Here is a 24,585-nt window from a genome sequence, read left to right as displayed (position 1 = left end):
CAGCCTCACTTCACGCGCGCCACCCAGGCGCGATGGCCGCCATCTAATCACCCGCTGCGCGACGACGTAAACCGCGCGAACCGGGCCCTCGTTCATGTAGATGACTCGGATAGCGCGTCGCGCGCACGCTCACGCCGCGCGCTCATGTCAGCGCTGGTGCGGTGCAGGGCGATTCCGGCAGGTGCCGTGGCACGGCCGAGGATGAATGAAATCAGCGCCTGCAGCGTGGCCGGATCGTCATCGAAACCGCCGTGCGTGGACGCACGCGACGCGCCCGGATCGCCCAGCGGCCGGTCGTTGGGTGCCTGCACCCACGCGAGGCGGCCGGCTTCGATCAGCTTGGTTACGCGTTCATGGCCCCAGGCCTGGTCGGCGGGCTCGCGTGCGGCGATGAAGCGCGCCATGCCGGCGATCGGCGTGCCCTGGCGCAGGCGCTGGTCGATCCAGCTGCGCGGCTGCTTTTCCAGCGCGCGGGCCACCAGGTACAGCAGCGACTTGTTGTACAGGCGCATGCAGTGGTCGTCCTGCTCGGCGCTGTCGGTGAGCGTGGTAAGCGATGCGCGCGCCACCGCGCGCGAAGAGATGGCCGGCACGTAGGCCTGGATGAAGCTGTCCATGTCGATCGCCGGCGCCCACAGCGACACGCTGGCCACGCGCCCGCCCATGCCGAGCATGCCGTGGGCCGGGCCGCCGATGATCTGCCCGGGGCGCGTGAGCAGCTGCAGCAGCGGCGCCATCAGGATGCTGCCGGCGCTGTGCGCGGCGATGTGGATCTCGACCTTGGCGTCCTCGCGCCGCCACTCATCGACCAGGCGCGCGACTTGCGCGGCGCCGCCGTGTTCCACCACGCCACCGCCGGGCGCGGCGCGCACCGCGGTGGTGGCCAGCGTGGCGTTCTCCTTCATCTCGTCCCACACCGCGCGGCCACCGATCGCGCGCGCGAGTGGCTCGACCGTGTCATCGAGCCGATCGAGCAGCAGGTCCTTGGCCTTGTCGACGATGCCCTCGCTGCGCGGGCGCGCGGCGTCTTTCAGGATGTTGCCGAGCGTGGTCCACAGGTCGGTCTTCCAGATGAAGGACAGCGGGTAGATCTCCTGCGCCAGCATCGCCTCGCGGTAGTCGGCGACGCGCTGGATGGCGGCATCCTCCGGCACCAGCCCGCCGTGCGCGTACAGCAGCACGCGTTTCTTCTTCCAGCCGGCGGTGATGGCGCGCATGTCGCGGCGCACGATGTTGCGCACGTCGTCCTGGGTGCAGGCGAAGCGGCCGTCGCAGCGCAGCGCGCCGTTGTTGCCAAGGCTCACGATGTGCGGGCGCAGGTCGGCCTGCGCGTAGCCCACCGACTGCCGGCCGAGCAGCGAGTTGCTGACCGCGGCCGAGCCGGCGCGTTCCAGCTCGACCGGCACCGCCAGCCGCGCCACCCAGACATCGGTGCCGTGCTCCAGCCATTCGTCGTAGCTGATGCGGCCGAAACCGCCACGACCCCAGCCGGTGCCCCAGGCGTTCTGGATCCAGAACCCGCCGCGGTCGTAGCCGACGATCGCGAACGCGTGGTAGCCGATGACCTCCTGCCGCTTCCAGGCGATGTGGCCATCCTTCGGCGGCGCCTGCCAGCCCGCGTGCACGGCGCACGAGGCGTACAGCACGCGCACCTCGCCGAACGCGGCGTGCATGGCCACCAGGTCCTTGTGGTTGACGCGGGCGTAGGCGCCCATCGGATTGCGCAGGGCGTCGCGCGCGCGTTCCTCTGTATATGGCTCGATGGCGATGCCGGGGCGGTACGGCCACAGCTCCTCGGCGCATACGCCGTGGCGGTGCCAGGCCTTCATGGCGCCGCGGCAGCTGGAGCCGGCGTAGCCCTCGCCGTCCCACTCGTCGTAGCGGCGCGCCATGTCGTAGAACATGCGCGCGCTGATCTGCGCGGCTTCGGGCTGCGGTCGGCGGCGGCGCAAGAGCGTATGCGCCACGGTGGCCAGGCCGAACGCGGTGCAGGCGCCGTCCACGCCCTGGTCGAGCACCGGCACGCCAAGCGCGAGGTGGTCATCGAGCGGTGCTTCGGTGGGCACGTCAACCAGCGTGGGTTCGAACATGCGGTCGCGGAAGTCGGCGGTATCGGGCCGCGCATCGAACAACCGCGTGCCGGTGCCGGGCTGCAGCACGGCCAGCGGTGGCGTTGCGGTGACGGGTCCTTCCGCGGTGCGCGGCGTGCTGCGACGTGTGGCCATGCTCGTCTCTCCTTGCTGGGGGGACTACGCGGCGGCTACAGTCGCGCGGCCGCGGCTGTGCGCGGCATCCACGTTCGAGCACACGATGACCCGGGTCAAGCGCATCCTGCTGTGGGGCACGTTTTCGGCTGCGGCCATGGTGGGCAGCGGACTGCTGCTGGCCGACCAGCTCACGCCGGCGGCCAACGGCGCGCCGAGCCATGCGCTGCCGCTGTCGACCGACCAGACCGCGCTGGACCGCGAGCTCGTGCCGCTGCTGGCGCGCAACCCCGGCAAGACCGGCGCGCTGATGCTCACCGACGGCATCGATGCCTTTGCCGCGCGCGCCATGTCGGCGCGCCAGGCCGGGCGCAGCCTGGACCTGCAGTACTACATCTGGCACGACGACCTCACCGGCCGCCTGCTGGCGCGCGAGGCGTGGCTGGCCGCCGAGCGCGGCGTGCGCGTGCGCCTGCTGCTCGACGACATCAGCGCCGGCGGCAAGGATGGCCAGCTGATGCTGCTCGACAGCCATGCCGGCATCGAGGTGCGGGTGTACAACCCGTTCCGCAACCGCGACGGCATCTCGCGCCTGCTGGAAATGCTGCAGCGGGTCTTCAGCCTCAACCACCGCATGCACAACAAGGCGTGGATCGCCGACGGCCGGGTGGCGGTGGTGGGCGGCCGCAACATCGGGCTGGAGTATTTCAGCGCATCCGACGACGCCAACTTCCACGACCTCGACCTGCTGCTGTTCGGGCCGGCGGTGGCCGACGCCGATGCGATCTTCGATGCGTTCTGGAACAGCGACGCGGCGGTGCCGCTGGCCGGGTTGAACAAGCGACGCGACTTCGATGCGCCGGCGATCCTGGCGGCGATCGGCGGCGAGGCCGAAACCGCCGCGGCGCGCCGCTACCTCGAGCGCGTGGAGTCGTCGCCCACGGTGCGCGCCTACGTCGAACAGGAGCTCGCGCCGTACTGGAGCGAGCACATCGAGGTGGTGTCCGACCCGCCGCTCAAGCACGCCGGCGACGACCAGCGCGGCTGGCTGGTGCACCGCATCGATGCCGCCCTGCGCGACGCCCGCCAGGCGGCGCTGCTGATCTCGCCCTACTTCGTGCCCGGCGACGCCATCACCGCGCAGCTCACCGGCCTGGCCGCAGGCGGCGTGCACGTGGGCGTGGTGACCAACTCGCTGGCGGCCAACGACGTGGCCGCGGTGCACGGCGGCTATTCGAAATACCGCAAACCGCTGCTCGCCGGCGGCGTGCACCTGTACGAACTGCGGCACGAGGCGGCAGGCGCGGGCGACGCGGGCGATGCGGACGCCGGCAAGGACCACCCACGCGCCACTGCCAGCCGCGGCAGCGGCTTTGGCGGCAGCGGCAGCGCCAGAGGCAGTGGTGCCAGCCTGCACACCAAGGCGTTCCTGATCGACCGCAGCCACGGCTTCATCGGCTCCTACAACCTCGACCCGCGCTCCGCCTGGCTCAATACCGAGATGGGCGTGTTCTTCGACCACGCCGGCCTGGCTGACGCGCTGCGCGCCGAATACCTGCACCTGGCCAGCCCCGCGCTGAGCTACCGGGTGTGGCTGGATCCCACCGACAAGCTGCGCTGGCTGGACCGCTCGGTGGAGCCGCCGCGCGTCCATGACCGCGAGCCGGAAGCCGGCGCCTGGCGCCGCGCGCAGGCCGCGGTGATGCGCTGGCTGCCGATCGAGTCGCAGCTGTGAGCCACGACCTCGACGCGCTGCGCGCCCAGGCCCGTGCGGGCGATGCCTCGGCCGGCTACCGGCTGGGCCAGGTGCTGGTGGCGCACATGGACATGGACGCGGCGCTGGTGGCCTACCGCAGCGCGGCGGAGGCGGGCCACGCCGGTGCGCGTGTGGAGCTGGCGCGGATGCTGCTGCACGGCATCGTCGGCGCACCCGACCCCGCCGCGGCCGTCGACTGGCTGCAGCGCGCGGAGGCCGACGGCGACGCGGTGGCCGCCTACCACCTGGCGCTGGTCGCGCTGGGCGGGGTGGCCCTGCCGCGCGACGGGCGCATCAACCAGCGCGTCGCGCGCGCGGTCGAGGCCGGCTACCCGCCGGCACTGCGCGCCGCGGCGATCCACTTCGGGCGCCGCGCGCAGGCCGACGACCAGGCACTGGCGCTGCAGCTGTTCGAACGCGCGGCGGCGGCCGGCGACCCCGTGTCGGCGCAGCTGCTGGCCGAGCGCCTGCGTCGCGGCGAAGGCGGCCCGGTGAACCCCGACGTGGCGGCCTCGCTCGATGCGCAACTCGCGGCGCATGGCCGGACACGGCTGCCGGCAATCGATGCGGCGATGCCCTGGCAACCGTCGTCCGTGCCGCACCAGCTGGCCTTCGAGGATGCGCTGGCGATGCCGCCGGCGGAGCTGCTGGCGCACCGCCCGCATGTGTCCACCATCGAGGGCCTGCTGTCGGCGGACGAATGCCGCCTGCTGGTGGCGTGCGCGGACCCGCTGCTGCGGGCGTCGCAAACGGTCGACCCGGTGACGGGCGCGGCGCTCGCGATGCCATTGCGCACCAGCAGCGATGCCAGTGTCGACCCGGTGCTGGAGGACCTGGCGCTGCGCACGGTGCAGCTGCGCATCTGCGCCGCGGCCGGCATCGACCTGGTGCATGCCGAACACCTGATCGTGCTGCGCTACGCCCCCGGGCAGCAGTACCGCCCGCATCGCGACTACCTGCCGCAGGCCGCGATCGACGGCGACCGTCCGCAGGCCGGCAACCGCGCGCGCACCATCTGCGTGTACCTCGACGCGGTGGAGGCCGGCGGCGGCACGGAGTTCCCGGTCGCCGGGGTCACCGTGACGCCCCGCGCCGGCCGCGCGGTGGTGTTCGACAACCTGCTCGCCGACGGACGCCCGGACCCGGATTCGCTGCATGCCGGGCTGCCGGTCGAGCGCGGGGTGAAGTGGCTGGCCACCCTGTGGTTGCGCCAGCGGCCCTACCGCGACTGGTGAGGGGCCCGGCGCCTTCACCTGACGCCACGGGCTTTTCCCCGGGGAGGGGGGTAAAATTCCCGGCTTGTTGCGCCGATATCGCGCGACTCGCGCCTCGACCCTTGTCGATTCAACGACTTACACCAACATCGCCGACGTTGGTCGCACCTCGCGACGCGCCGGCAGCGGAGTTTGCGAAATGATTTTCGAGCACCTCGATACCTACGGCCACGAGCAGGTCGTGTTCTGCCACAACAAGGACGCCGGCCTGAAGGCGATCATCGCGATCCACAACACGGTGCTCGGCCCGGCCCTGGGCGGCACGCGCATGTGGCCGTACAAGACCGAGGCCGACGCGCTGAACGACGTGCTGCGCCTGTCGCGCGGCATGACGTACAAGAACGCTGTGGCCGGCCTGGACATCGGCGGCGGCAAGGCGGTGATCATCGGCGACCCGGCCACCGACAAGTCCGAGGCGCTGTTCCGCGCGTTCGGCCAGTTCGTGCAGTCGCTGGGCGGCCGTTACATCACCGCCGAGGACGTCGGCATCGACGTCAACGACATGGAATACGTGTACCGCGAGACCGAGTTCGTGACCGGCGTGCACCAGGTGCATGGTGGTTCGGGCGATCCCTCGCCGTTCACCGCCTACGGCTCGCTGCAGGGCCTGATGGCCACGCTGCAGAAGAAGTACGGCGACGAGGAAGTCGGCAACTACAGCTACGCCGTGCAGGGCCTCGGCCACGTGGGCATGGAATACGTGAAGCTGCTGAAGGAGCGCGGCGCGAAGATCTTCGTGACCGACATCAACAAGGCGCTGCTGGACAAGGCGGTCAACGAGTACGGTGCCGAGGCGGTTGCCCCGGACGACATCTACGACGTCGACGCCGACGTGTACTCGCCGTGCGCGCTGGGCGGCACGCTCAACGAGCAGACGCTCGACCGCATGAAGTTCAAGGTCATCTGCGGCCCGGCCAACAACCAGCTGGCCAGCAACGCGATCGGCGACGAAGTGGCCAAGCGCGGCATCGTGTACGCGCCGGACTACGCCGTGAACGCCGGCGGCGTGATGAACGTCGCGCTGGAAATGACCGGCTACAACCGCGAGCGCGCCATGCGCATGATGCGCACGATCTACCACAACCTGACGCGCATCTTCGAGATCGCCGACCGTGACGGCATCCCGACCTACAAGGCCGCCGACCGCATGGCCGAGGAGCGCATCGAGGTGATGGGCAAGCTGAAGCTGCCGCTGGGGCGCAGCACGCCGCGCTTCCAGGGCCGCATCCGCGGCGGCGCATGATCCGCGCCACGTAGTACGCAACGACGGGGCCGAGTGCCCCGTCGTTGTTTCCGAAATCAGCGCCGGCACCGGATGTGCCGGCCGCACCACATGGAGGAACGACCATGCGCCCGTTTCCGCTTGGAGAAGACATCGACGCGCTGCGCGACGCCGTGCGCCGTTTTGCCGAAGCCGAGATCGCACCGCTCGCCGAGGCCGCCGACCACGACAACGCGTTCCCGCAGCCGCTGTGGCCGAAGCTTGGCGAGATGGGCCTGCTCGGCCTGACCGTGCCGGGCGAGTTCGGCGGCAGCGACATGGGCTACCTGGCGCACCTGGTGGCGATGGAGGAGATCTCGCGCGCCTCAGGCGCCATCGGCCTGTCCTACGGCGCGCACTCCAACCTCTGCGTCAACAACCTGCATGCCAATGGCAACGACGCGCAGCGCGCGAAGTACCTGCCGAAGCTGTGCAGCGGCGAATGGAAGGGCGCGCTGGCGATGAGCGAGGCCGGCGCCGGCTCCGACGTGGTCGGTTCGATGGCCTGCCGCGCGGAGCTTCGCGACGGCGTGTGGATCGCCAACGGCAGCAAGATGTGGATCACCAACGGCCCCGAGGCCGACGTGCTGGTGGTCTACATGCGCACCGCGGGCAAGGAGGCCGGCAGCAAGGGCATGACGGCGTTCATCGTGGAGCGCGGCATGCCCGGCTTCAGCACCGCGCAGAAGCTCGACAAGCTGGGCATGCGCGGCTCCAACACCTGCGAACTGGTGTTCGAGAACTGCGCGATTCCCGCGGAAAACGTGCTGGGCGAAGTGAACCAGGGCGTGCGCGTGCTGATGAAGGGCCTCGACACCGAGCGCCTGGTGCTCTCCGGCGGTCCGATCGGCCTCATGCAGGCCGCGCTCGATGCCGCCCTGCCCTACGTGCGCGAGCGCCGCCAGTTCGACGCCGCCATCGGCACGTTCGGCATCATGCAGGCCAAGATCGCCGACATGTACACCGCGCTGCAATCCAGCCGCGCCTTCGCCTACCAGGTGGCGCGCGACTACGACGCCGGCCACCGCTCGCGCATCGACGCCGCCAGCTGCCTGCTGCACGCCTCCGAGGCCGCGGTGCAGGTGGCGCTCGAAGGCATCCAGGCGCTCGGCGGCAACGGCTACATCAACGAATACCCGACCGGGCGCATCCTGCGCGACGCCAAGCTCTATGCGATCGGCGCCGGCACCAACGAGATCCGGCGCATGCTGATCGGGCGCGAGCTGTTCGAGGGCCGCGCCTGAGGGCCCCGGGGGCGCCCAGCCCCCGGACCAACGGCCGATGGCAGGCCGATGCTGCAGTGCGATAATGGCCGCACATCACCATCGGAGTTCCCCATGACCGACATCGTCATCGTCGGTGCCAAGCGCACCGCCATCGGTTCCATGCTCGGCCAGTTCACCGGCGTGCCCACCCCGACCCTCGGCGCCACGGCGATCTCCGCCGCGCTTTCCGCCTCGGGCGTTGCCGCCGACCAGGTGGACGAGGTCCTGATGGGCTGCGTGCTGCCGGCCGGCCTGGGCCAGGCGCCGGCGCGCCAGGCGTCGCGCGCGGCGGGCATCCCCGATGCCGCCGGCTGCACCACCGTCAACAAGGTGTGCGGCTCGGGCATGAAGACCATCATGCTGGCGCACGACATGATCAAGGCCGGCTCGGCCTCGGTGGTGGTGGCGGGTGGCATGGAGTCGATGACCAATGCCCCGCACCTGCTCAACGGCTCGCGCACCGGCCTGCGCTTCGGCAGCGCCGAGTTCCTCGACCACATGGCGCACGACGGCCTGACCAACCCGGATGACGGCAAGGCGATGGGCGTGTTCGGCGATGCCGCCTGCGACAAGTACAACTTCAGCCGTGAAGCACTTGATGCGTTCTCGGCCGAAAGCGTGCGCCGCGCGCAGCAGGCGCAGGCGTTGGGGGCGTTCAAGGACGAGATCGCGGCGGTCACGGTGAAGTCGCGCAAGGGCGACGTGGTGGTCGACAGCGACGAGGAACCGGGCCGCATCGACGTCGCCAAGATTCCCGGCCTGCGCCCCGCGTTCGGCAAGGAGGGCCTGCTCACCGCCGCGTCGTCCTCGAAGATTTCCGATGGCGCCGCCGCGGTGGTGATGATGTCGTCTGACGAAGCCAGCCGTCGCGGGCTTGCCCCGCTGGCGCGCATCGTGGCCCACGCCAGCCATGCGCAGGCGCCGGAATGGTTCACCACCGCGCCGGTGAAAGCGATTTCAAACGTGCTCGCCAAGGCGGGCTGGACGGTCGCCGACGTCGACCTGTTCGAAATCAACGAGGCCTTCGCCTGCGTGGCAATGGCGCCCATGCACGATCTCGACATTCCCCACGCCAAGGTAAACGTCAATGGCGGCGCCTGCGCGCTGGGACATCCGATCGGCGCCAGCGGTGCCCGCCTGGTGGTCACCCTGCTGCACGCCCTGAAGGCCAGCGGAGGCAAGCGTGGCGTGGCTTCGCTGTGCATCGGCGGCGGCGAGGCGACCGCGATCGCGGTCGAACTTGCCTGATCCGTTAACACGCCCTTTACCTCTGGCACTTCAAACTTCCGCTTGACAGCCAATCGAGGCTTGTCATCATTGTCGCGGCGCGCAGTTGCGCGTTGCCCAATCCACGACGAGGAATGTACCAAATGACCATCAACAAGCTGCTGATCGCGCTGGCGCTGGGCTTCGCCCTGACCGCGTGCTCCAACCAGGACGCCGCCGCCGACGCCGCTGCCGACGCCGCGCAGACCGCCGACCAGGCTGCTGCCGACGCCGCCATGGCCGGCACCCAGGCTGCCGACGCCGCTGCCGACTCGGCCGTTGCCGCTGCTGACGCCGCTGCCGACCAGGCCGCTGCCGCCGCTGCCGCCGGTACCGGCGAAGCCGCCGACGCCGCTGCCGATGCCGCCGAAGACGCGCTCGACACCGCGCAGGACGCTGCCGACGCCGCCGAGAACGAGGCCGAGGCTGTCAAGGACGCGGCGACCCCGTAATCGGGTCAGCCGTATCCCTAGCGTCATGTAGAAAGAAAAGCCGCTGGTCCGCCAGCGGCTTTTCCATTGCAACTTCCGCTGCAAACTCCGCTCAACCACACCTCAGGGGATTTCCCATGAAGATCAAGACCGTCGCTCTGCTGGCCGCCTGCACCTTCGCGCTCGCCGCGTGCCAGAACGAGACCTCCACCGCCCAGCAGGCCGCCGCCGAGGCCGAAGCCACCGCCGAGACCGCTGGCGACACCATCGGCCAGGCCGCCGAAGCCACCGGTGACGCCGTCGCCGCGTCCGCCGACGCCGCTGCCGCTGCCGCCGGCGAAACCGCTGCCGAAGCCGGTGCCGCCGTCGACCAGGCCACCGCCGAAGCGCAGGCCGCCGCCGCCGCTGCCGCCGAGAATGCCGAGGCCGCCACCGCCGACGCGCTGCGCGACGCCGCCGACAAGGCCGACGCCGCCGCCGACAAGGTCGAAGACTGACCTTCGCCGCCTGGCTCTGCCCGGCAGCAAAGGCCCGCTTCGGCGGGCCTTTTTTCTTGCGGGTATCCTTGCCGGCCACCCGCAGCCACGTGTGAGCGCATGCCCGTCCTCAGCAGCAGCCTGGACACCGCGTCCAGCGACTTCATCGGCAACGTCGATCACCACCGTGCACTCGTCGCCGAGCTCGACCGGCGCCTGGCGCGCGCGGCCGACGGCGGCGGTGACAAGGCCCGCGAGAAGCACACCGCGCGCGGCAAGCTGCTGCCGCGCGAGCGCATCGCCGCCCTGCTCGACCCGGGCTCGCCCTTCCTCGAGATCGCGCCGCTCGCCGCCGAGGACATGTACGACGGCGCCGCGCCCGCGGCGGGCATGGTCTGCGGCATCGGCCGGGTGATGGGCCAGGAAGTGGTGGTCGTGGCCAACGACGCCACGGTCAAGGGCGGCACCTACTTCCCGATGACGGTGAAGAAGCACCTGCGCGCGCAGGAAGTCGCGCGCGAGAACCACCTGCCCTGCGTGTACCTGGTCGACTCCGGCGGCGCGTTCCTGCCCCTGCAGGACGAGGTGTTCCCGGACCGCGAGCACTTCGGCCGCATCTTCTACAACCAGGCACGGATGAGTGCCGAGAACATCCCGCAGGTCGCGGTGGTGATGGGCAGTTGCACGGCCGGCGGCGCCTACGTGCCGGCGATGTGCGACGAGTCGGTGATCGTCAAGGGCCAGGGCACGATCTTCCTCGGCGGCCCGCCGCTGGTGAAGGCGGCGACCGGCGAAGTGGTCGATGCCGAGGCGCTGGGCGGCGCCGACGTGCACACCGCGGTCTCGGGCGTGGCCGACCATTTCGCCGAAGACGATCGCCACGCGCTGCAGATCGCGCGCGACATCGTGGGCACCTTCAACCGCCGCAAGGTCCTGACTGTGGCGACGCGCCCGGTGGTCGAGCCGCTGTTCGCCGCCGAGGAGCTGTACGGCATCGTGCCGAAGGACACGCGCCGCCCGTTCGACATCCGCGAGGTCATCGCGCGCATCGTCGACGGCAGCGAGTTCCAGGAGTTCAAGGCGCGCTACGGCAAGACGCTGGTCACCGGCTTCGCGCACCTGCACGGCTATCCGGTCGGCATCGTCGCCAACAACGGCATCCTGTTCTCCGAGTCGGCGCTCAAGGGCGCGCACTTCATCGAGCTGTGCAACCAGCGCGGCATCCCGCTGGTGTTCCTGCAGAACATCACCGGCTTCATGGTCGGCAGGAAATACGAGAACGCCGGCATCGCCAAGGACGGCGCGAAGATGGTCACCGCCGTCGCGTGCTCGAGCGTGCCCAAGTTCACCGTGGTGATCGGCGGCAGCTTCGGCGCCGGCAACTACGCGATGTGCGGCCGCGCCTACGGCGCGCGCTTCCTGTGGATGTGGCCCAACGCGCGCATCAGCGTGATGGGCGGCGAGCAGGCGGCGAGCGTGCTGGCCACGGTCACGCGCGACGGCATCGAGGCGCGTGGCGGCAGCTGGAGCGCGGACGAGGAGGAAGCATTCAAGACGCCGATCCGTGACCAGTACGAGTCGCAGGGCAGCCCCTGGTATGCGACGGCGCGGCTGTGGGACGACGGCATCATCGACCCGGCCGACACCCGTCGGGTGCTTGGCATGGCGGTTTCCGCGTCACTGAATGCGCCTGTGGAGCCCGCCCGATTCGGCGTGTTCCGCATGTAGCGGCGGACGCAAGTCATTGGCCCGGTTCAGTTTTGGTGACCCATGTCACAGCGGTGTGAAGGTGCGCGCGTGATAGGCTCGGACTTCCCTGACGCCCTACCCTGTACTTGAGGAAGCATCCCCCGATGGCCATTTTCAACCCGCAAGGCTCCGCCAAGAAAGACACCACGCTGCCGTTCGGCAACAGCAACAGCCAGGCCGACACGCCGGTGCGCGAGCCCACTCCCGCGATCGCCGACTTCGCTCCGGTGCAGACGCCCACGCCGACCCCGCGCGTGCCGGCGCAGCCGCAGCTCAAGGAATCGCTGATCGCGGCCGACCTCACCATCGAGGGCAAGATCTCCGGCAGCGGCCATGTGCGCATCGCCGGCAAGTTCAAGGGCGACGTGAACGTCGAAGGCGACCTGACCATCGAGAGCGGCGCCAAGCTCAACGGTGGCGTGCGCGCGCAGCGCGTCACGGTGGCCGGCGAGCTGGAAGGCAACATCGAGTCCGCGTCGCGCGTGGAGCTGCAGCAGTCGTCGGTGCTGATGGGCGACGTCAAGGCGGGCACGCTGACGGTCGCGGCCGGCGCGCGCATCCGCGGCAACGTGGAGTGCGGTTGGGGCGACGGCGATGCGCCGGCCAAGGACGACAAGGGCAAGAAGGACGCTTCCAAGGCCGGGCTCGACCTGGTCTCGTGAGCACGCGCCCCGGTGCGGCAGGTGCCACGCGCACCTGCCCGCACTGCAAGACGACAATCCTCGAAAGCGCGGTGGCGTGTCCATCGTGCCGGCACTACCTGCGCTTTGAAGACAAGGCGCAGCCCACGCAGGTCACCCGTGCGCTGCAGGTGGAGGGCGAGATCCGCCATCCCGCCGAAGGTGGTGCCTGGGAATATTCGGTGGTGCTGACCATCCGTGACGACGAGGGCAAGGAGGTGTCGCACCAGGTGGTCGGCGTGGGTGCCATCCATCCGGGCGATGCGCGCACGTTTACCCTGGCGGTGGAGTTGATGCCGACCAACGACATGCGGCGGATGCCGAAGACCCATCCTTCGCGGCATTTGTTTTTTTGGGTGGGCGTGGGGGGGGGGCGTGCACCGTGCTCCACCGTCTTGCGTGCCGAGGCCGGCTCCGCACGGTGCACGCCCACCGCGCTGATTGCCTTCGCGGGGCCGGCGGCCCTCCGGGCCGCGAAAAGCTCGCCACGGGCGGGTTGGCGCATCGCGCAGCGGGCCTGAAGGCCCGAAGGGCCGTCAGACCGCGAAGCGATGTGACGACCCGCCAGCGCGACAAGGACTCTCGCGATGCACACCCCAGTCGAATCGAATCGCGTCGCCATCCTCACCACGGACCCGGCGGATGAGACCTATGCCGGGAGCTGGCCCGGCGTGCTCGCGCGGCTCTCCGCCGCGCTCGCCACCGCAGGCGTGACGGCAACGCCCACGCCCTGGACCGCGCATGTCGACGACTGCGCGCAGCTGATGGAATTCCCGCTGGTGCTGCCGTTGCTGGTGTGGGGCTACCACCTCGACCACGCGCGCTGGCTGCGGGCATGCCGGGCGTGGCAGCACGCGGGCGTGGCGATCGCCAACCCGGCCGAGGTGCTGGCTTCCAACTCCGACAAGCGCTATCTCGATGCGCTGGCCGGGCACGGCGTGGCGATTCCACCGACCACCTGGACCGAGCGCGTCACGCGCGAACAGATCGATGCGATGTTCGAGGCAACCGGCGCCGCACAGCTGATCGTCAAGCCGACCGTATCCGGCGGTGCCTGGCAGACGCAGCGCCTGCGTCGCGGCGAGGCACTGGTCGGCGCGCCCGACGGTGCCGCCATGATCCAGCCCTACCTGCCGACGATCGAGACCGAAGGCGAAACCTCGCTGCTGTTTTTCGGCGGGCGCCTGAGCCACGCGGTCAACAAGCGCCCCGTCCCAGGCGACTTCCGCATCCAGGTGCAGTACGGAGGCCTCTACACCGCCGTGCCCGATCCGCCCGAGGGCGCGCTTGCGCTGGCCGGGCAGACCCTAGCCGCGATCGGCACGCCACTGTTGTACGCACGCATCGACGTCGTGCCCGACGCCGACGGCCGTTGGCTGTTGATGGAAGCCGAACTGATCGAACCGGACTTCTACCTCGGCCAGGATCCCCACGCCGGGGCAGGATTCGCCCGCGCCGTACACGCACGCCTCTCAACGCCACCGTAATGTCGCCACAGGCGCGTTGGCGCATCGCGCAGCGGGCCTAAAGGCCCGCAGGGCCGTCAGACCGCGGAGCGATGTGCCAACGCGCCAGCGCGCGACAATTCAACCCATCAACCGCAGCCACCACATGACGTGTTGCCGCAGGCCGCGCCGCCGCCACTGCCCGCAGGCGCGATGCGCAGGCCGAGGCGCCGCATCCACGCCGGCCGCCCGTCGCGCACCAGCGGCAGCGCGATCGCGATGCGCAGGCGACGCGTGGTGCCGGGAAACTGCCGGCGCAGCGCCATCCAGGCGGCGAGCAGGACCACCAGCGCCACGACCACGTATTGCACGGCGAGACCGGCATCCATGGCTCAGCCGCCGCCCAGCGCCACGGTGATCTGATAGGTGGCGAACGACGCCAGGTACGCCAGCAGGAACAGGAACACCGCGTTGATGGCCATGAGCTTCCACGAACCGGTCTCGCGACGGATGGCCGCCCAGGTGGCGATGCACTGCGGCGCGTAGATGAACCACACCAGCAGGGACAGGCCGGTGGCGAGCGACCAGCCGTCGCTGATGATCGGCAGCAGGGCCTGGCTGGCGGCTTCGTCGTCCACGGCGGACAGCGCGTACACGGTGGCCAGCGCGGACACCGCGACCTCGCGCGCGGCCAGGCCCGGGATCAGCGCGATGCAGATCTGCCAGTTGAAGCCGATCGGCGCGAACACCGAGGCCAGCGCATGGCCGATGCGGCCGGCGAAGCTGTAGTCGATGGCCGGGCCGATGGCGTCGGCCGGCGGCGCCGGGAACGACAGCAGCACCCACAGCAGCACGGTGAGCGCGAAGATGATGCCGCCGACGCGCTTGAGGAAGATCATGCCGCGCTCGTAGAGCCCGATCAGCAGGTCGCGCGGGTGCGGCACCCGGTACGACGGCAGCTCCAGCAGCAGCGGATGCTCGCCCTTGTCGCGGCGCCAGCGCTTCATGATCCACGACACCGCCAGCGCGCTGACGATGCCTGCCATGTACAGCGCGAACAGCACCAGGCCCTGCAGGTTGAACATGCCGGCGACTTCGCGCGCGGGGATGAAGGCGCCGATCAGCAGCGCATACACCGGCAGCCGCGCCGAGCAGGTCATCAGCGGCGCCACCATGATCGTGGCGATGCGGTCGCGCGGGTCCTGGATGGAGCGCGTGGACATGATGCCCGGCACCGCGCAGGCGAAACTCGACAGCAGCGGGATGAAGGAGCGGCCGGAGAGGCCCGCCGCCGCCATCATGCGGTCGAGCAGGAACGCCGCGCGCGGCAGGTAGCCGGATTCCTCCAGCGCGAGGATGAAGGCGAACAGCACCAGGATCTGCGGCAGGAACACCACCACCCCGCCCAGCCCGGCGATGATGCCGTCGACCAGCAGGCTCTGCAGCGGACCGTCCGGCATGGCCGCGGCGACGGCGCCGCCCAGCCACGCGGTGCCGGCTTCGATCAGGTCCATCACCGGCGTGGCCCAGGCGTACACCGCCTGGAAGATCAGGAACATCACCACCGCCAGCGTCAGCAGCCCGAATACCGGATGCAGCAGCCAGCGGTCAAGGCTGTCGTCGAGGCGTGCGGTGCGCGTGGGCATGGTGACCGCGAGTGCCAGCAGGCGCCGGGTTTCCGCGTGCAGCGCGTCGCTGTCGACCGCCGTGTCGGTGCCACCCAGGCGAACGTGGGGCGGCCGCGGCGCCGCGGTCATCGCTTCGATCCGTTCGACCAGCGCCACGGCACCGTCGTGCTGCACGGCCACGGTCTCCACCACTGGCACGCCAAGCTCGGCCTCCAGTGCGGCGCGGTCGATCACCACGCCGCGGCGTGCGGCGGCGTCGGCCATGTTGAGCGCGATCACCATCGGCAGTCCGAGCTCGCGCACTTCCAGCGCGAAGCGCAGGTGCAGGCGCAGGTTGGTGGCGTCGATCACGCAGACGATGGCGTCGGGCACCGGCTCGCCGGGATAGAAGCCGCGACACAGGTCGCGGGTGATCGCCTCGTCCAGGCTCGAGGGATGCAGGCTGTAGGCGCCGGGCAGGTCGAGCACCGCGTACTGGCGCCCGGACGGCGCGATCAGGCGGCCTTCCTTGCGCTCGACGGTGACGCCCGTGTAGTTGGCGACCTTCTGCCGGCTGCCGGTCAGCTGGTTGAACAGCGCGGTCTTGCCGCAGTTCGGGTTGCCGACCAGCGCCAGCCGCGGCAGCGCCCTGGCGTCGGCGCTCATGGCCGCGCGTCGCCGTTGCGCAGCACCACGCGCGCGGCCTCGTCGCGTCGCAGCGCGAAACGCGTGTAGCCGACCTGCACCAGCAGCGGCTCGGCGCCGAACGGACCGGCGGCCGTGACCTGCACTTCTTCGCCGGCCACGAAACCGAGCTCGCGCAGGCGGCGCGCGATGTGGTCGTTGTCGTATCGCGACTCGACGCGCTCGACGATGGCACGTTCGCGGCGCGGCAGCTCGGTCAGCCTCACGGCAACTTCCAAATGGGAACTGTTCTCATTGTAGCGCGGTGACGGCCCGCGGCTATCATTTATGTCCAACCGCGGAGGCTCGAGATGCCGGCACCCCTGACACTTACGCGGCATGGCGCCGTGGCACGCCTGTGCCTGGACCGTCCGACGCTGCACAACGCGTTCGATGCCGCGCTGATCGCCGAACTCACCGCCGCGCTCGACGCGCTGGCTGGCGACGCCGGGGTGCGCGTGGTGGTGCTGGAAGGCCGCGGCGCCTCGTTCTCCGCCGGCGCCGACCTCAACTGGATGCGCGCCATGGCCGCGGCCGACGAAGGCGCGAACCGCGACGATGCCCTCGCCCTGGCGCGGCTGATGCGCACCCTGGACCGCCTGCCCAAGCCGACCATCGCGCGCGTGCACGGCGCGGCGTTTGGCGGCGGCGTGGGGCTGGTGGCCTGCTGCGACATCGCCATCGGCGTGCCGGAGGCGAAGTTCGGCCTGACCGAAAGCCGCCTGGGCCTGCTGCCGGCGGTGATCTCGCCCTACGTCATCGCTGCGATCGGCAGCCGCCAGGCGCGGCGCTGGTTTGCCACGGCCGAGATCTTCGATGCCGCCGAGGCGCTGCGCATCGGCCTGCTGCACCAGCTGGTACCCGCCGACGAGCTGGATGCCGCCGTCGATCGTCAGGTGGCGCTGCTGCTGAAGGCCGCGCCGTTCGCGTCCGCCGACGCCAAGCGCCTGGTGCGCGAAGTCGCCACCGCAACCGATGCCGACCGCCTCGACCACGACAACGCCGCGCTGATCGCCGCCCTGCGCGTGTCGCCGGAAGGCCAGGAAGGGCTGGGCGCGTTCCTCGACAAGCGTGCGCCGGGGTGGGTGGAGTAGAGCAACAGCGTTTTTGGCCACGGATTTGCGCGGATTGCGCGGATCGGGTCGAGGCAAGAACCAATGGAGGGAGGACGCATGGATGCGGACATGACGGGGCTGATGCATCGCAGGGTCAGCAAGCAGGTGATCGGGGCTTTCTTTGATACGTATAACGAGTTGGGGCACGGGTTTTTGGAGAGCGTGTACGAGCAGGCACTTGCGATTCGCCTGCATGAATGTGGACTGCGAGCGGAACGGCAGGTCCCCGTCGAGGTGCGGTTCCACAACCACCTGGTGGGCGAATTCCGCACGGACGTTCTAGTCGAGGGTTGCCTGCTCGTCGAAATCAAAGCAGCACGCTCCCTGACTGATGCCCACGAAGCGCAGCTGCTCAACTACCTCAAAGCGACGCGCATCCGCGTGGGCCTCCTCCTCAACTTCGGTCCCCGCCCCGAATTCCGCAGGCGCGTTTTCTCATAGACTCCTCAGCCTGATCCGCGTAATCCGCGCAAATCCGTGGCCAAAAGAATGCTCTTCCAGAAAATCCTGATCGCCAACCGCGGCGAAATCGCCTGCCGCGTCATCCGCACCGCGCGGCGCATGGGCATCGCCACGGTGGCGGTGTACTCCGAAGCCGACGCCGATGCGCAGCACGTGCGCCTGGCTGACGAGGCGTGGCCGATCGGTGGGCCGCGGCCGCAGGACAGCTACCTGCGCGGCGACGTGATCCTCGACGTGGCGAAGCAGTCCGGTGCGCAGGCCATCCATCCCGGGTACGGCTTCCTCAGTGAGAACGCCGACTTCGCCGACGCGGTCGAGGCCGCGGGCATCGCCTTCATCGGCCCGAAGGCGGCGTCGATGCGCAGGATGGGCAGCAAGGCCGGCGCCAAGGAGCTGATGCACGCCGCGGGCGTGCCGGTGGTGCCCGGCTATACCGGCGAGGACCAGTCGCCGGAGCTACTGCAGCGCGAAGCCGACCGCATCGGCTATCCGCTGATGATCAAGGCCGCGCACGGCGGCGGCGGCAAGGGCATGCGCGTGGTGCGCGCGGCCGCGGAGTTCCTGCCGGCACTGGAAAGCTGCCAGCGCGAGGCGCGCAACGCCTTCGGCCGCGACCGCGTGCTGCTGGAGCGCTACATCGAGTCGCCGCGGCATATCGAGATCCAGGTGTTCGGCGACGCGCATGGCAACGCCATCCATCTCAACGAACGCGAGTGCTCGGCGCAGCGCCGCTACCAGAAGGTGCTCGAAGAATCGCCCTCGCCGTTCCTCACGCCGGAACTGCGCGCGCGCATGGGCGCGGCCGCGGTGCTGGCCGCGCGCGCCATCGACTACGCCAACGCCGGCACGGTGGAGTTCATCGTCGCGCCGTCGGGCGAGTTCTTCTTCATGGAGATCAACACCCGGCTGCAGGTCGAACACCCGGTCACCGAGATGGTCACCGGCCTGGACCTGGTGGAGTGGCAGCTGCGCGTGGCCGCGGGCGAGCCGCTGCCGCTGGCGCAGGACGCGATTCCGCGCAACGGCCACGCCATCGAGGTGCGGCTGTACGCCGAGGACCCCGACGCCGGCTTCCTGCCCGGCTCCGGCCGCCTGCAGCGCCTGCGCCTGCCCGCACCGTCGGCTCACGTGCGTGTCGATGCCGGCGTGGTGGAAGGCGATGTGGTGACGATCTTCTACGATCCGATGATCGCCAAGCTGATCGTCCATGACCGCGACCGCGCCGGCGCGCTGGCGCGGCTGCGCGACGCGCTGGCGGACTGCGCGATCGATGGCCCGAAGTCGAACATCGCCTTCCTCGAACGCCTGGTCCGCCACCCGGCGGTGGTCGACGGCAGCATCGACACCGGCTACCTCGATCGCCACCTCGACGAGTTCATCGGCGACGACGCCGGCGCCGCTGCCGGCGACCACGATGCCGCCCTGCTCGCCGCCGCCACCGCCGCGCTCCTTGCCGAAGAAGCCGAGGCGCGCTGCGCCGCCGCCGGCAGCAGCGACCCCGGCTCGCCCTGGGCGATCGCCGACGGCTGGCGCCTGGGCCACGCCGGCCTGCGCCGCGTGGTGCTGCGCGCCGACGGCCAGCGCCATGTGTTCGAGGCGCATGGTGCGCACGGCGACTACCGCATCAGCCGCGATGGCGCGCACAGCGCGGTGGCCGGGGCGCGCCTGGTCGACGGCGGCCTGTCGGCGCGCTTCGACGGTGCCGGCCGGCGCTACCGGCTCGATGCCCACGCAGGCCGCCTGATGCTCCACGACGGGCGTCGCCACTGGCGCTTCGAGCGCGCCCTGCCCTACCAGGCCGACCTGGCCGACACCGCCGGCTCCGGAGACCGTATCGCGGCACCGATGCCCGGGCGTATTGTCGTCACCAGGGTAGCCCCGGGGGACAGCGTGGCGCAGGGACAGGAACTGCTGGTCATGGAGGCGATGAAGATGGAGCTCGCGCTCAAGGCGCCGCGCGACGGTGTCGTAGCCGAGCTGCGCGCGCACGAAGGCGACTTCGTCGAGGCCGATGCGGTGCTGGTGGTCCTGGAGTCCTGACCATGGCCCTGCCGTCCCGCGTGCGCATCGTCGAGGTGGGACCGCGCGACGGCCTGCAGAACGAAGCGGCGATCGTCGCCACCGCGGACAAGATCGCGCTGGTCGACCGGCTGTCGGCCACCGGCCTGCAGACCATCGAGGCCACCAGCTTCGTCAGCCCGAAATGGGTGCCGCAGCTGGCCGATGCCGCGGACGTGTTCGCCGGCATCACGCGCCGCGATGGCGTGGCCTATCCGGTGCTGGTGCCCAACCTGCAGGGATACGCACGCGCGCGTGCCGTCGGCGCCACCGAAGTCGCGCTGTTCACCGCGGCGTCGGAAGCCTTCAACCGCCGCAACACCAACGCCGCCATCGACGAATCGCTGGAACGCTTCCGCCCGGTGCTGGCGCAGGCCGCGGACGACGGCGTGCGCGTGCGCGGCTACGTCTCCACCGTGCTCGGCTGCCCCTACCAGGGCGACGTGCCGGTGGCGGAGGTCGTGCGCGTGGCGTGCGCGCTGCATGCGATGGGCTGCTACGAGATCTCGCTTGGCGACACCATTGGCGTGGGCACCCCGGGCAAGGCGCGCGCGATGCTGCGCGCGGTGGCCGACGCGGTGCCGATGCCTGCGCTGGCGGTGCATTTCCACGACACCTACGGCCAGGCGCTGGCCAACGTGCTGGCCTGCCTGGAGGAAGGCGTGGCGGTGGTCGATGCCGCGGTCTCGGGCACCGGCGGCTGCCCCTATGCGAAGGGCGCCAGCGGCAACCTCGCCACCGAGGACCTGGTGTATATGCTGCACGGCATGGGCATCCAGACCGGAGTCGACCTTGACGCGCTGGCCGACACCGGCCGCTGGCTGGCCGGGTTACTCGGCCGCGAAAGCGGCAGCAGGGTAACGCGGGCGCGCACCGCGACATGACCGCGACGCGCCTGCCTGGAACCCACGCGCTGCTGTCGGACAACGACGGCAACGCGCAGGTCCTCGCAGCGCTCGACTCCGCCTGCCGCGACCTCTCGTTGCCTGCCCACACCCGCGAGATGCTCTGCCACGCGCGCGATGCGCTGCAGGCGGCCAGCGTGGACGCCGAGGTCGCGCGCCTGCGCTACCACGCGCTGTTCGACGCCGTACCCGACCCGGTCAGCATCATCGACGAGCATGGCATCGTGCTCGACCTCAACAAGGCCGGCATGGCGGCCTACCGGCGGCCGCGCGAGGAGATCGTCGGCCAGCCGATCCACGTGCTCAACCCGGACCTGCCCGAGGACCACATGGCGCCGGTGTGGGACGCCGTGGACCGCGGCGAGAGCTTCGTGATCGAAGTGAGCAACATGCGCGCCGACGGCACGCGGTTCCCGGTGGAAGTGCATTCGGCCGGCTTCCTGCACGACGGCCGCAAGTGCGTGGTGGCGGTCGCCCGCGACCTCAGCCGCCGGCGCGAAGCCGAGGTGCGCTACCGCGAGCTGATGGAGGTGATCGACAAGGGCATCGTGATCCAGACAGCGGATGGCAGCCTGGTGTACGCGAACTCCGCCGCGCTGCGCATGATCGGCGTACCGGGCCACGTGCCGGGCCACCCGAACCAGCGCACGCCGCGCCCGGCGAGCGAGTGGATGGTGGTGCGCGAGGACGGCAGCGAAATGCCGGCCGAGGAGTATCCCGCCACGCGCGCCATCCGCGAAGGCCGCCTGATCGGCAGCACCCTGCTTGGCCTCTACCACCGCCCGCAGCGAAAGCTGCGCTGGCTGTCGGTGACTTCGGTGCCGCAGTACGCCGCCGGCAGCGACCGGCCGCACCAGGCGCTGTCGATGTTCTCCGACGTCACCGCGCTCAAGCGCGACAGCGCGCTGTTCCATCGCGTGCAGACCCTGGCGCGCATCGGTGGCTGGGAATGGGACCGCGCCGCAGCACGGCTGTACCTCACCGATGTCGCCGCCGGGATCCTGGCGCAGGCGCAGTTGCCGGCGTCGATCGACGACATGATCGCCTGCCTCGCCCACGACGACCGCGCGCGCTTCCGCCGTGCGGTGGACGCGACGATCCTCGAAGGCCACGGTTTCGACCTCGAGCTGCAGGGCTCGCGCGCCGACGGCCACGCATTCTGGGTGCGCGTGATCGGCGAGGCCGAACCCGGCGACCCGGGCGCCAGCCGCATCACCGGCACCCTGCAGGACATCACCGCGCACAAGCAGGGCCAGGAAACACTGCGCGTGCAGGCGCGCACCGATCCGCTCACCGGCCTGCTCAACCGCGACGCGATCCTGGGCGAGCTGGCCGCGCGCATGGCCGATGCCACGCTGTCGCGGGTGGCGGTGCTGTACATCGACCTCGACCGTTTCAAGATGGTCAACGACGTGCTGGGCCATGCCGCCGGCGACGCCCTGCTGGTGACCGCCGCGCAGCGCCTGCGCCGGGCCGTGGGCACCGAGGGCCTGATTGCGCGCTTCGGCGGCGACGAGTTCCTGGTGGCCTGCTCCACCGCCGACGATCCGGACAGCCCCGAGCGGCTGGCGGACGCGATCCTCGACGCCTTCGCCATCGGCTTTGGCGTGGAGAAGGAGGAGTTCGCGGTCACCGCGAGCATCGGCATCGCGCGCGCGCCCGATGACGGCGAGAGCCCGCACGCGCTGATCCAGAGCGCCGACACCGCGATGTACGCGAGCAAGCGGCGGGTGCGCAACGGCCGGCAGGTGTTCACCCCGGCCATGGCGCAGTCGCAGCGCGACCGCCTGCGCTTCGAAACCCAGCTGCGCCACGCCGCCGACAACGACGAGTTCCACCTTGTCTACCAGCCGCAGGTGGACCTCGTCAGCGGCCGCATCGTCGCCGCAGAGGCGCTGATCCGCTGGCGCAACGAGCGCCTGGGCGAAATGCGGCCCGACCACTTCATCAGCCAGGCCGAAAGCACCGGCGACATCGTGCGCATCGGACTCTGGGTGCTGCGCATGGCCTGCCGCCAGGTCGCGGAATGGCGCGACGCCGGGCACGGCATCGTGCGGGTGGCGGTCAACGTGTCCTACCGGCAGTTCCTGGGCGACGACCTTGCCGCCAACGTGCGCGCGCTGCTCGACGAATACGCCCTGCCCGGCGCGGCGCTGGAGCTGGAATTCACCGAGCGCGTGCTGATCGAGGACGCGCCCGAGACGATGAACACCTTCGCCCAGCTGCGCGCGATGGACGTCGCGCTGGCGATCGACGACTTCGGCGAGGGCTACAGCGCGCTCAACTACCTGCGCCGGCTGCCGATCCAGGGCCTGAAGCTGAGCCAGCTGTTCGTGGCCGGCGTGCCCGGCAATGCGTCGGACGTCGCCGTCTGCCAGGCGGTCGCCGGCATCGCCCACAGCCTCGGCCTCGGGCTGGTGGCGGAAGGCGTGGAGAACGAAGAGCAGCGCGCGTTCCTGCTCGCGCTCGGCGTGCCGGTGGGCCAGGGCTTCCTGTTCTCGCCGGGCCTGCCGGCCGACCAGTTCGCGCTGAGCCTTGGAGCACCGGGGACGCGCTAAAATCGCGGTTTACCCTCAAGGAACCCACTCCATGCGGCTCCAGGACACCCGCGCCATCGTCACCGGTGGCGTTTCCGGCCTCGGCCTTGCCGTGGCCACGCGCATCGTCGACGCCGGCGGCAAGGTCGCGCTGTTCGACGTGAATGACGACAAGGGCGGCGCCGCGATCGCCGCGCTCGGTGATGCCAACGCACGCTACTTCCGCACCGACGTCACCAGCGAGGACGGCGTGGCAACCAACGTGGCGGCGGCGAAGGATTTCCTCGGCGGGCTGGACGCGGCGATCAACTGCGCCGGCATCCTCGGCGCCGGCCGCGTGCTCGGCCGCGAAGCACCGATGCCGCTGCAGCAGTTCTCCACAACGGTGATGGTCAACCTGGTCGGCAGCTTCAACGTCGCCAAGGCCGCTGCCGCGCAGATGCAGCACAACGCGCCGGGCGACGACGGCGAGCGCGGCGTGATCATCAACACCGCCTCGGTCGCCGCCTACGAAGGCCAGATCGGCCAGGCCGCCTACTCGGCGTCGAAGGGCGGCGTGGTCGCGATGACCCTGCCGATGGCGCGCGAACTGGCGCGCTTCGGCATCCGCGTGAACACCATCGCGCCCGGCATCTTCTGGACGCCGATGGTCGACGGCATGCCCGATGACGTGCAGGCCTCGCTGGGCGCGTCGATCCCGTTCCCCTCGCGCCTTGGCCGCCCCGAAGAGTTCGCCGACCTGGTCGCGTACGTCATCGGCAACCGCTACATCAACGGCGAAACCATCCGCCTCGACGGCGCCGTGCGCCTCGCACCCAAGTAAGGACCCTCGATGAAAGCCTATGACGTGAAGAAAGGAAACGTGGTCGAGCACAACGGCACCGTGTACCAGGTCCGCGACATCGACCGCAGCTCGCCGCAGGGCCGCGGCGGCAACGTGCGCTTCCGCTTCACCATGTACAGCGTGCCCGGCGGCAACAAGACCGACGCCTCGTTCGACGGCGACGACGACCTGAAGGAAGTCGAGCTGCTGCGCCGCCAGGCCAGCTTTTCCTACAAGGACGGCGATGCCTTCGTGTTCATGGACGACGAGGACTTCACGCCCTACCCGCTCGATCCGGCGATGGTCGGCGACGGTGCCGGCTACATCACCGATGGCCTCAGCGGCTGCTACGTGCAGCTGATCGACGACGCCCCGGTCGCGCTCCAGCTCCCGCAGACCGTGACCCTGGAAGTCGTGGAAACCCCGCCCGAACTCAAGGGCGGCACGGCCACCAAGCGGCCGAAGCCGGCGCGGCTGTCCACCGGCATCGAGATCCAGGTGCCGGAGTACATCGGCAACGGCGAGCGCGTGCTCGTCAACACCACCAGCGGCGAGTTCTCCGGCCGCGCCGACTGACAGGGCGCGCC

21 protein-coding genes and 1 pseudogene are annotated in these 24,585 nt (G+C 70.4%); 18 read left to right on the top strand and 4 right to left on the bottom strand.

Translation table 11 applies throughout. The annotated features are described in order from the left end of the window. Positions 1 to 92: 92 nt before the first annotated feature. Positions 93 to 2,225 carry a C1 family peptidase gene (locus tag JHB91_RS01285; protein ID WP_199470892.1) on the bottom strand — a complete coding sequence of 711 codons (2,133 nt, stop codon included), beginning with the start codon at positions 2,223 to 2,225 and terminating at the stop codon, positions 93 to 95. An 85-nt stretch (positions 2,226 to 2,310) separates the two neighbouring features. Here JHB91_RS01285 and JHB91_RS01280 point away from each other — a divergent pair, with 85 nt between their 5' ends. From JHB91_RS01280 to JHB91_RS01230, 11 genes and pseudogenes are all read left to right on the top strand, one after another. Beyond that, positions 2,311 to 3,939 (top strand): phospholipase D family protein, encoded by a 1,629-nt coding sequence (locus tag JHB91_RS01280; protein ID WP_199470890.1) that lies wholly within the window; start codon positions 2,311 to 2,313, stop codon positions 3,937 to 3,939. Further along, a complete protein-coding gene (locus JHB91_RS14065; protein WP_343225035.1) occupies positions 3,936 to 5,195 on the top strand; it encodes a 2OG-Fe(II) oxygenase in 1,260 nt (419 codons plus the stop codon). Before JHB91_RS01280 ends, JHB91_RS14065 begins: the two co-directional genes overlap by 4 nt. 178 nt (positions 5,196 to 5,373) lie before the next feature. Next, positions 5,374 to 6,477 (top strand): Glu/Leu/Phe/Val dehydrogenase, encoded by a 1,104-nt coding sequence (locus tag JHB91_RS01270; protein WP_199372963.1) that lies wholly within the window; start codon positions 5,374 to 5,376, stop codon positions 6,475 to 6,477. Between the two features lie 104 nt (positions 6,478 to 6,581). Next, entirely contained in the window at positions 6,582 to 7,739 is a 1,158-nt protein-coding gene (locus JHB91_RS01265; protein WP_199470888.1) for an isovaleryl-CoA dehydrogenase, read from the top strand. Between the two features lie 93 nt (positions 7,740 to 7,832). Then, entirely contained in the window at positions 7,833 to 9,008 is a 1,176-nt protein-coding gene (locus JHB91_RS01260; protein WP_199470886.1) for a thiolase family protein, read from the top strand. A gap of 122 nt (positions 9,009 to 9,130) precedes the next feature. Beyond that, positions 9,131 to 9,478, top strand: coding sequence for a hypothetical protein (locus JHB91_RS01255; RefSeq protein ID WP_199372966.1), 348 nt, complete (start codon positions 9,131 to 9,133; stop codon positions 9,476 to 9,478). Positions 9,479 to 9,594: 116 nt separating this feature from the next. Further along, positions 9,595 to 9,954: a hypothetical protein gene (locus JHB91_RS01250; RefSeq protein ID WP_199372967.1), complete on the top strand. Its 360-nt coding sequence runs from the start codon at positions 9,595 to 9,597 to the stop codon at positions 9,952 to 9,954. Between the two features lie 99 nt (positions 9,955 to 10,053). After that, entirely contained in the window at positions 10,054 to 11,661 is a 1,608-nt protein-coding gene (locus tag JHB91_RS01245) for a carboxyl transferase domain-containing protein (RefSeq protein ID WP_199470885.1), read from the top strand. A 125-nt stretch (positions 11,662 to 11,786) separates the two neighbouring features. Then, positions 11,787 to 12,344 (top strand): polymer-forming cytoskeletal protein, encoded by a 558-nt coding sequence (locus tag JHB91_RS01240; protein WP_199372969.1) that lies wholly within the window; start codon positions 11,787 to 11,789, stop codon positions 12,342 to 12,344. Further along, a pseudogene (locus JHB91_RS01235) lies at positions 12,341 to 12,652 on the top strand (hypothetical protein); the annotation flags it as partial. The gene JHB91_RS01240 and the pseudogene JHB91_RS01235, both read left to right, overlap by 4 nt. Before the next feature lie 297 nt (positions 12,653 to 12,949). Continuing rightward, positions 12,950 to 13,849, top strand: coding sequence for a hypothetical protein (locus JHB91_RS01230; protein WP_199470883.1), 900 nt, complete (start codon positions 12,950 to 12,952; stop codon positions 13,847 to 13,849). A 107-nt stretch (positions 13,850 to 13,956) separates the two neighbouring features. On the opposite strand, the gene JHB91_RS01225 is transcribed toward JHB91_RS01230, so the two are convergent. Genes JHB91_RS01225 through JHB91_RS01215 form a run of 3 tightly spaced genes read right to left on the bottom strand, consistent with a single transcriptional unit; the run spans position 13,957 to position 16,325 of the window. Next, the gene (locus tag JHB91_RS01225) at positions 13,957 to 14,196 is read right to left on the bottom strand and encodes a DUF6587 family protein (RefSeq protein WP_199372972.1); all 240 of its coding nucleotides are present in this window, start codon (positions 14,194 to 14,196) and stop codon (positions 13,957 to 13,959) included. A gap of 3 nt (positions 14,197 to 14,199) precedes the next feature. Next, positions 14,200 to 16,080, bottom strand: coding sequence for a ferrous iron transporter B (locus JHB91_RS01220; protein WP_199470881.1), 1,881 nt, complete (start codon positions 16,078 to 16,080; stop codon positions 14,200 to 14,202). Beyond that, positions 16,077 to 16,325, bottom strand: a complete 249-nt coding sequence (locus JHB91_RS01215) for a FeoA family protein (protein ID WP_199372974.1) — start codon at positions 16,323 to 16,325, stop codon at positions 16,077 to 16,079. Before JHB91_RS01215 ends, JHB91_RS01220 begins: the two co-directional genes overlap by 4 nt. 84 nt (positions 16,326 to 16,409) lie before the next feature. Between JHB91_RS01215 and JHB91_RS01210 the strand changes: the two genes are divergently transcribed. The 7 genes from JHB91_RS01210 to yeiP all read left to right on the top strand — a co-directional run bounded on the left by JHB91_RS01210 (position 16,410) and on the right by yeiP (position 24,574). Next, a complete protein-coding gene (locus JHB91_RS01210) occupies positions 16,410 to 17,192 on the top strand; it encodes an enoyl-CoA hydratase-related protein (RefSeq protein WP_199470879.1) in 783 nt (260 codons plus the stop codon). 78 nt (positions 17,193 to 17,270) lie between these two features. Then, complete coding sequence (locus tag JHB91_RS01205; protein WP_199372976.1) at positions 17,271 to 17,654, top strand: GxxExxY protein; 384 nt, start codon at positions 17,271 to 17,273, stop codon at positions 17,652 to 17,654. A gap of 48 nt (positions 17,655 to 17,702) precedes the next feature. Further along, a complete protein-coding gene (locus JHB91_RS01200) occupies positions 17,703 to 19,715 on the top strand; it encodes an acetyl/propionyl/methylcrotonyl-CoA carboxylase subunit alpha (protein ID WP_199470877.1) in 2,013 nt (670 codons plus the stop codon). An 8-nt stretch (positions 19,716 to 19,723) separates the two neighbouring features. Beyond that, a complete protein-coding gene (locus JHB91_RS01195) occupies positions 19,724 to 20,617 on the top strand; it encodes a hydroxymethylglutaryl-CoA lyase (RefSeq protein ID WP_199472610.1) in 894 nt (297 codons plus the stop codon). Next, complete coding sequence (locus JHB91_RS01190) at positions 20,614 to 23,196, top strand: EAL domain-containing protein (RefSeq protein WP_199470875.1); 2,583 nt, start codon at positions 20,614 to 20,616, stop codon at positions 23,194 to 23,196. The genes JHB91_RS01195 and JHB91_RS01190 overlap by 4 nt, the downstream gene beginning before the upstream one ends. A 31-nt stretch (positions 23,197 to 23,227) precedes the next feature. After that, positions 23,228 to 23,998 (top strand): SDR family NAD(P)-dependent oxidoreductase, encoded by a 771-nt coding sequence (locus tag JHB91_RS01185; RefSeq protein ID WP_199372979.1) that lies wholly within the window; start codon positions 23,228 to 23,230, stop codon positions 23,996 to 23,998. 9 nt (positions 23,999 to 24,007) lie between these two features. Continuing rightward, complete coding sequence (yeiP, locus tag JHB91_RS01180; protein ID WP_185115472.1) at positions 24,008 to 24,574, top strand: elongation factor P-like protein YeiP; 567 nt, start codon at positions 24,008 to 24,010, stop codon at positions 24,572 to 24,574. The last annotated feature ends 11 nt before the right edge of the window (positions 24,575 to 24,585 follow it).

It is taken from the genome of Luteimonas sp. MC1828 (genome assembly GCF_016461615.1).
Classification (GTDB): domain Bacteria; phylum Pseudomonadota; class Gammaproteobacteria; order Xanthomonadales; family Xanthomonadaceae; genus Luteimonas.
Note: the sequence above shows the minus strand (reverse complement) of the source record. Positions and strands in the feature narration are given on the sequence as shown.

Excerpts from the sequence above, each read along its gene's own strand:
- JHB91_RS01285 (WP_199470892.1), bottom strand. The coding sequence starts at position 2,225 with ATGGCCACACGTCGCAGCACGCCGCGCACCGCGGAAGGACCCGTCACC.
- JHB91_RS01240 (WP_199372969.1), top strand. The coding sequence starts at position 11,787 with ATGGCCATTTTCAACCCGCAAGGCTCCGCCAAGAAAGACACCACGCTG.
- JHB91_RS01200 (WP_199470877.1), top strand. The coding sequence starts at position 17,703 with ATGCTCTTCCAGAAAATCCTGATCGCCAACCGCGGCGAAATCGCCTGC.
- JHB91_RS01185 (WP_199372979.1), top strand. The coding sequence starts at position 23,228 with ATGCGGCTCCAGGACACCCGCGCCATCGTCACCGGTGGCGTTTCCGGC.
- JHB91_RS01265 (WP_199470888.1), top strand. The coding sequence starts at position 6,582 with ATGCGCCCGTTTCCGCTTGGAGAAGACATCGACGCGCTGCGCGACGCC.
- JHB91_RS01205 (WP_199372976.1), top strand. The coding sequence starts at position 17,271 with ATGGATGCGGACATGACGGGGCTGATGCATCGCAGGGTCAGCAAGCAG.
- JHB91_RS01255 (WP_199372966.1), top strand. The coding sequence starts at position 9,131 with ATGACCATCAACAAGCTGCTGATCGCGCTGGCGCTGGGCTTCGCCCTG.
- JHB91_RS01210 (WP_199470879.1), top strand. The coding sequence starts at position 16,410 with ATGCCGGCACCCCTGACACTTACGCGGCATGGCGCCGTGGCACGCCTG.
- JHB91_RS01280 (WP_199470890.1), top strand. The coding sequence starts at position 2,311 with ATGACCCGGGTCAAGCGCATCCTGCTGTGGGGCACGTTTTCGGCTGCG.
- JHB91_RS01270 (WP_199372963.1), top strand. The coding sequence starts at position 5,374 with ATGATTTTCGAGCACCTCGATACCTACGGCCACGAGCAGGTCGTGTTC.
- JHB91_RS01250 (WP_199372967.1), top strand. The coding sequence starts at position 9,595 with ATGAAGATCAAGACCGTCGCTCTGCTGGCCGCCTGCACCTTCGCGCTC.
- JHB91_RS01230 (WP_199470883.1), top strand. The coding sequence starts at position 12,950 with ATGCACACCCCAGTCGAATCGAATCGCGTCGCCATCCTCACCACGGAC.
- JHB91_RS01220 (WP_199470881.1), bottom strand. The coding sequence starts at position 16,080 with ATGAGCGCCGACGCCAGGGCGCTGCCGCGGCTGGCGCTGGTCGGCAAC.
- yeiP (WP_185115472.1), top strand. The coding sequence starts at position 24,008 with ATGAAAGCCTATGACGTGAAGAAAGGAAACGTGGTCGAGCACAACGGC.
- JHB91_RS01225 (WP_199372972.1), bottom strand. The coding sequence starts at position 14,196 with ATGGATGCCGGTCTCGCCGTGCAATACGTGGTCGTGGCGCTGGTGGTC.
- JHB91_RS01190 (WP_199470875.1), top strand. The coding sequence starts at position 20,614 with ATGACCGCGACGCGCCTGCCTGGAACCCACGCGCTGCTGTCGGACAAC.
- JHB91_RS01245 (WP_199470885.1), top strand. The coding sequence starts at position 10,054 with ATGCCCGTCCTCAGCAGCAGCCTGGACACCGCGTCCAGCGACTTCATC.
- JHB91_RS01260 (WP_199470886.1), top strand. The coding sequence starts at position 7,833 with ATGACCGACATCGTCATCGTCGGTGCCAAGCGCACCGCCATCGGTTCC.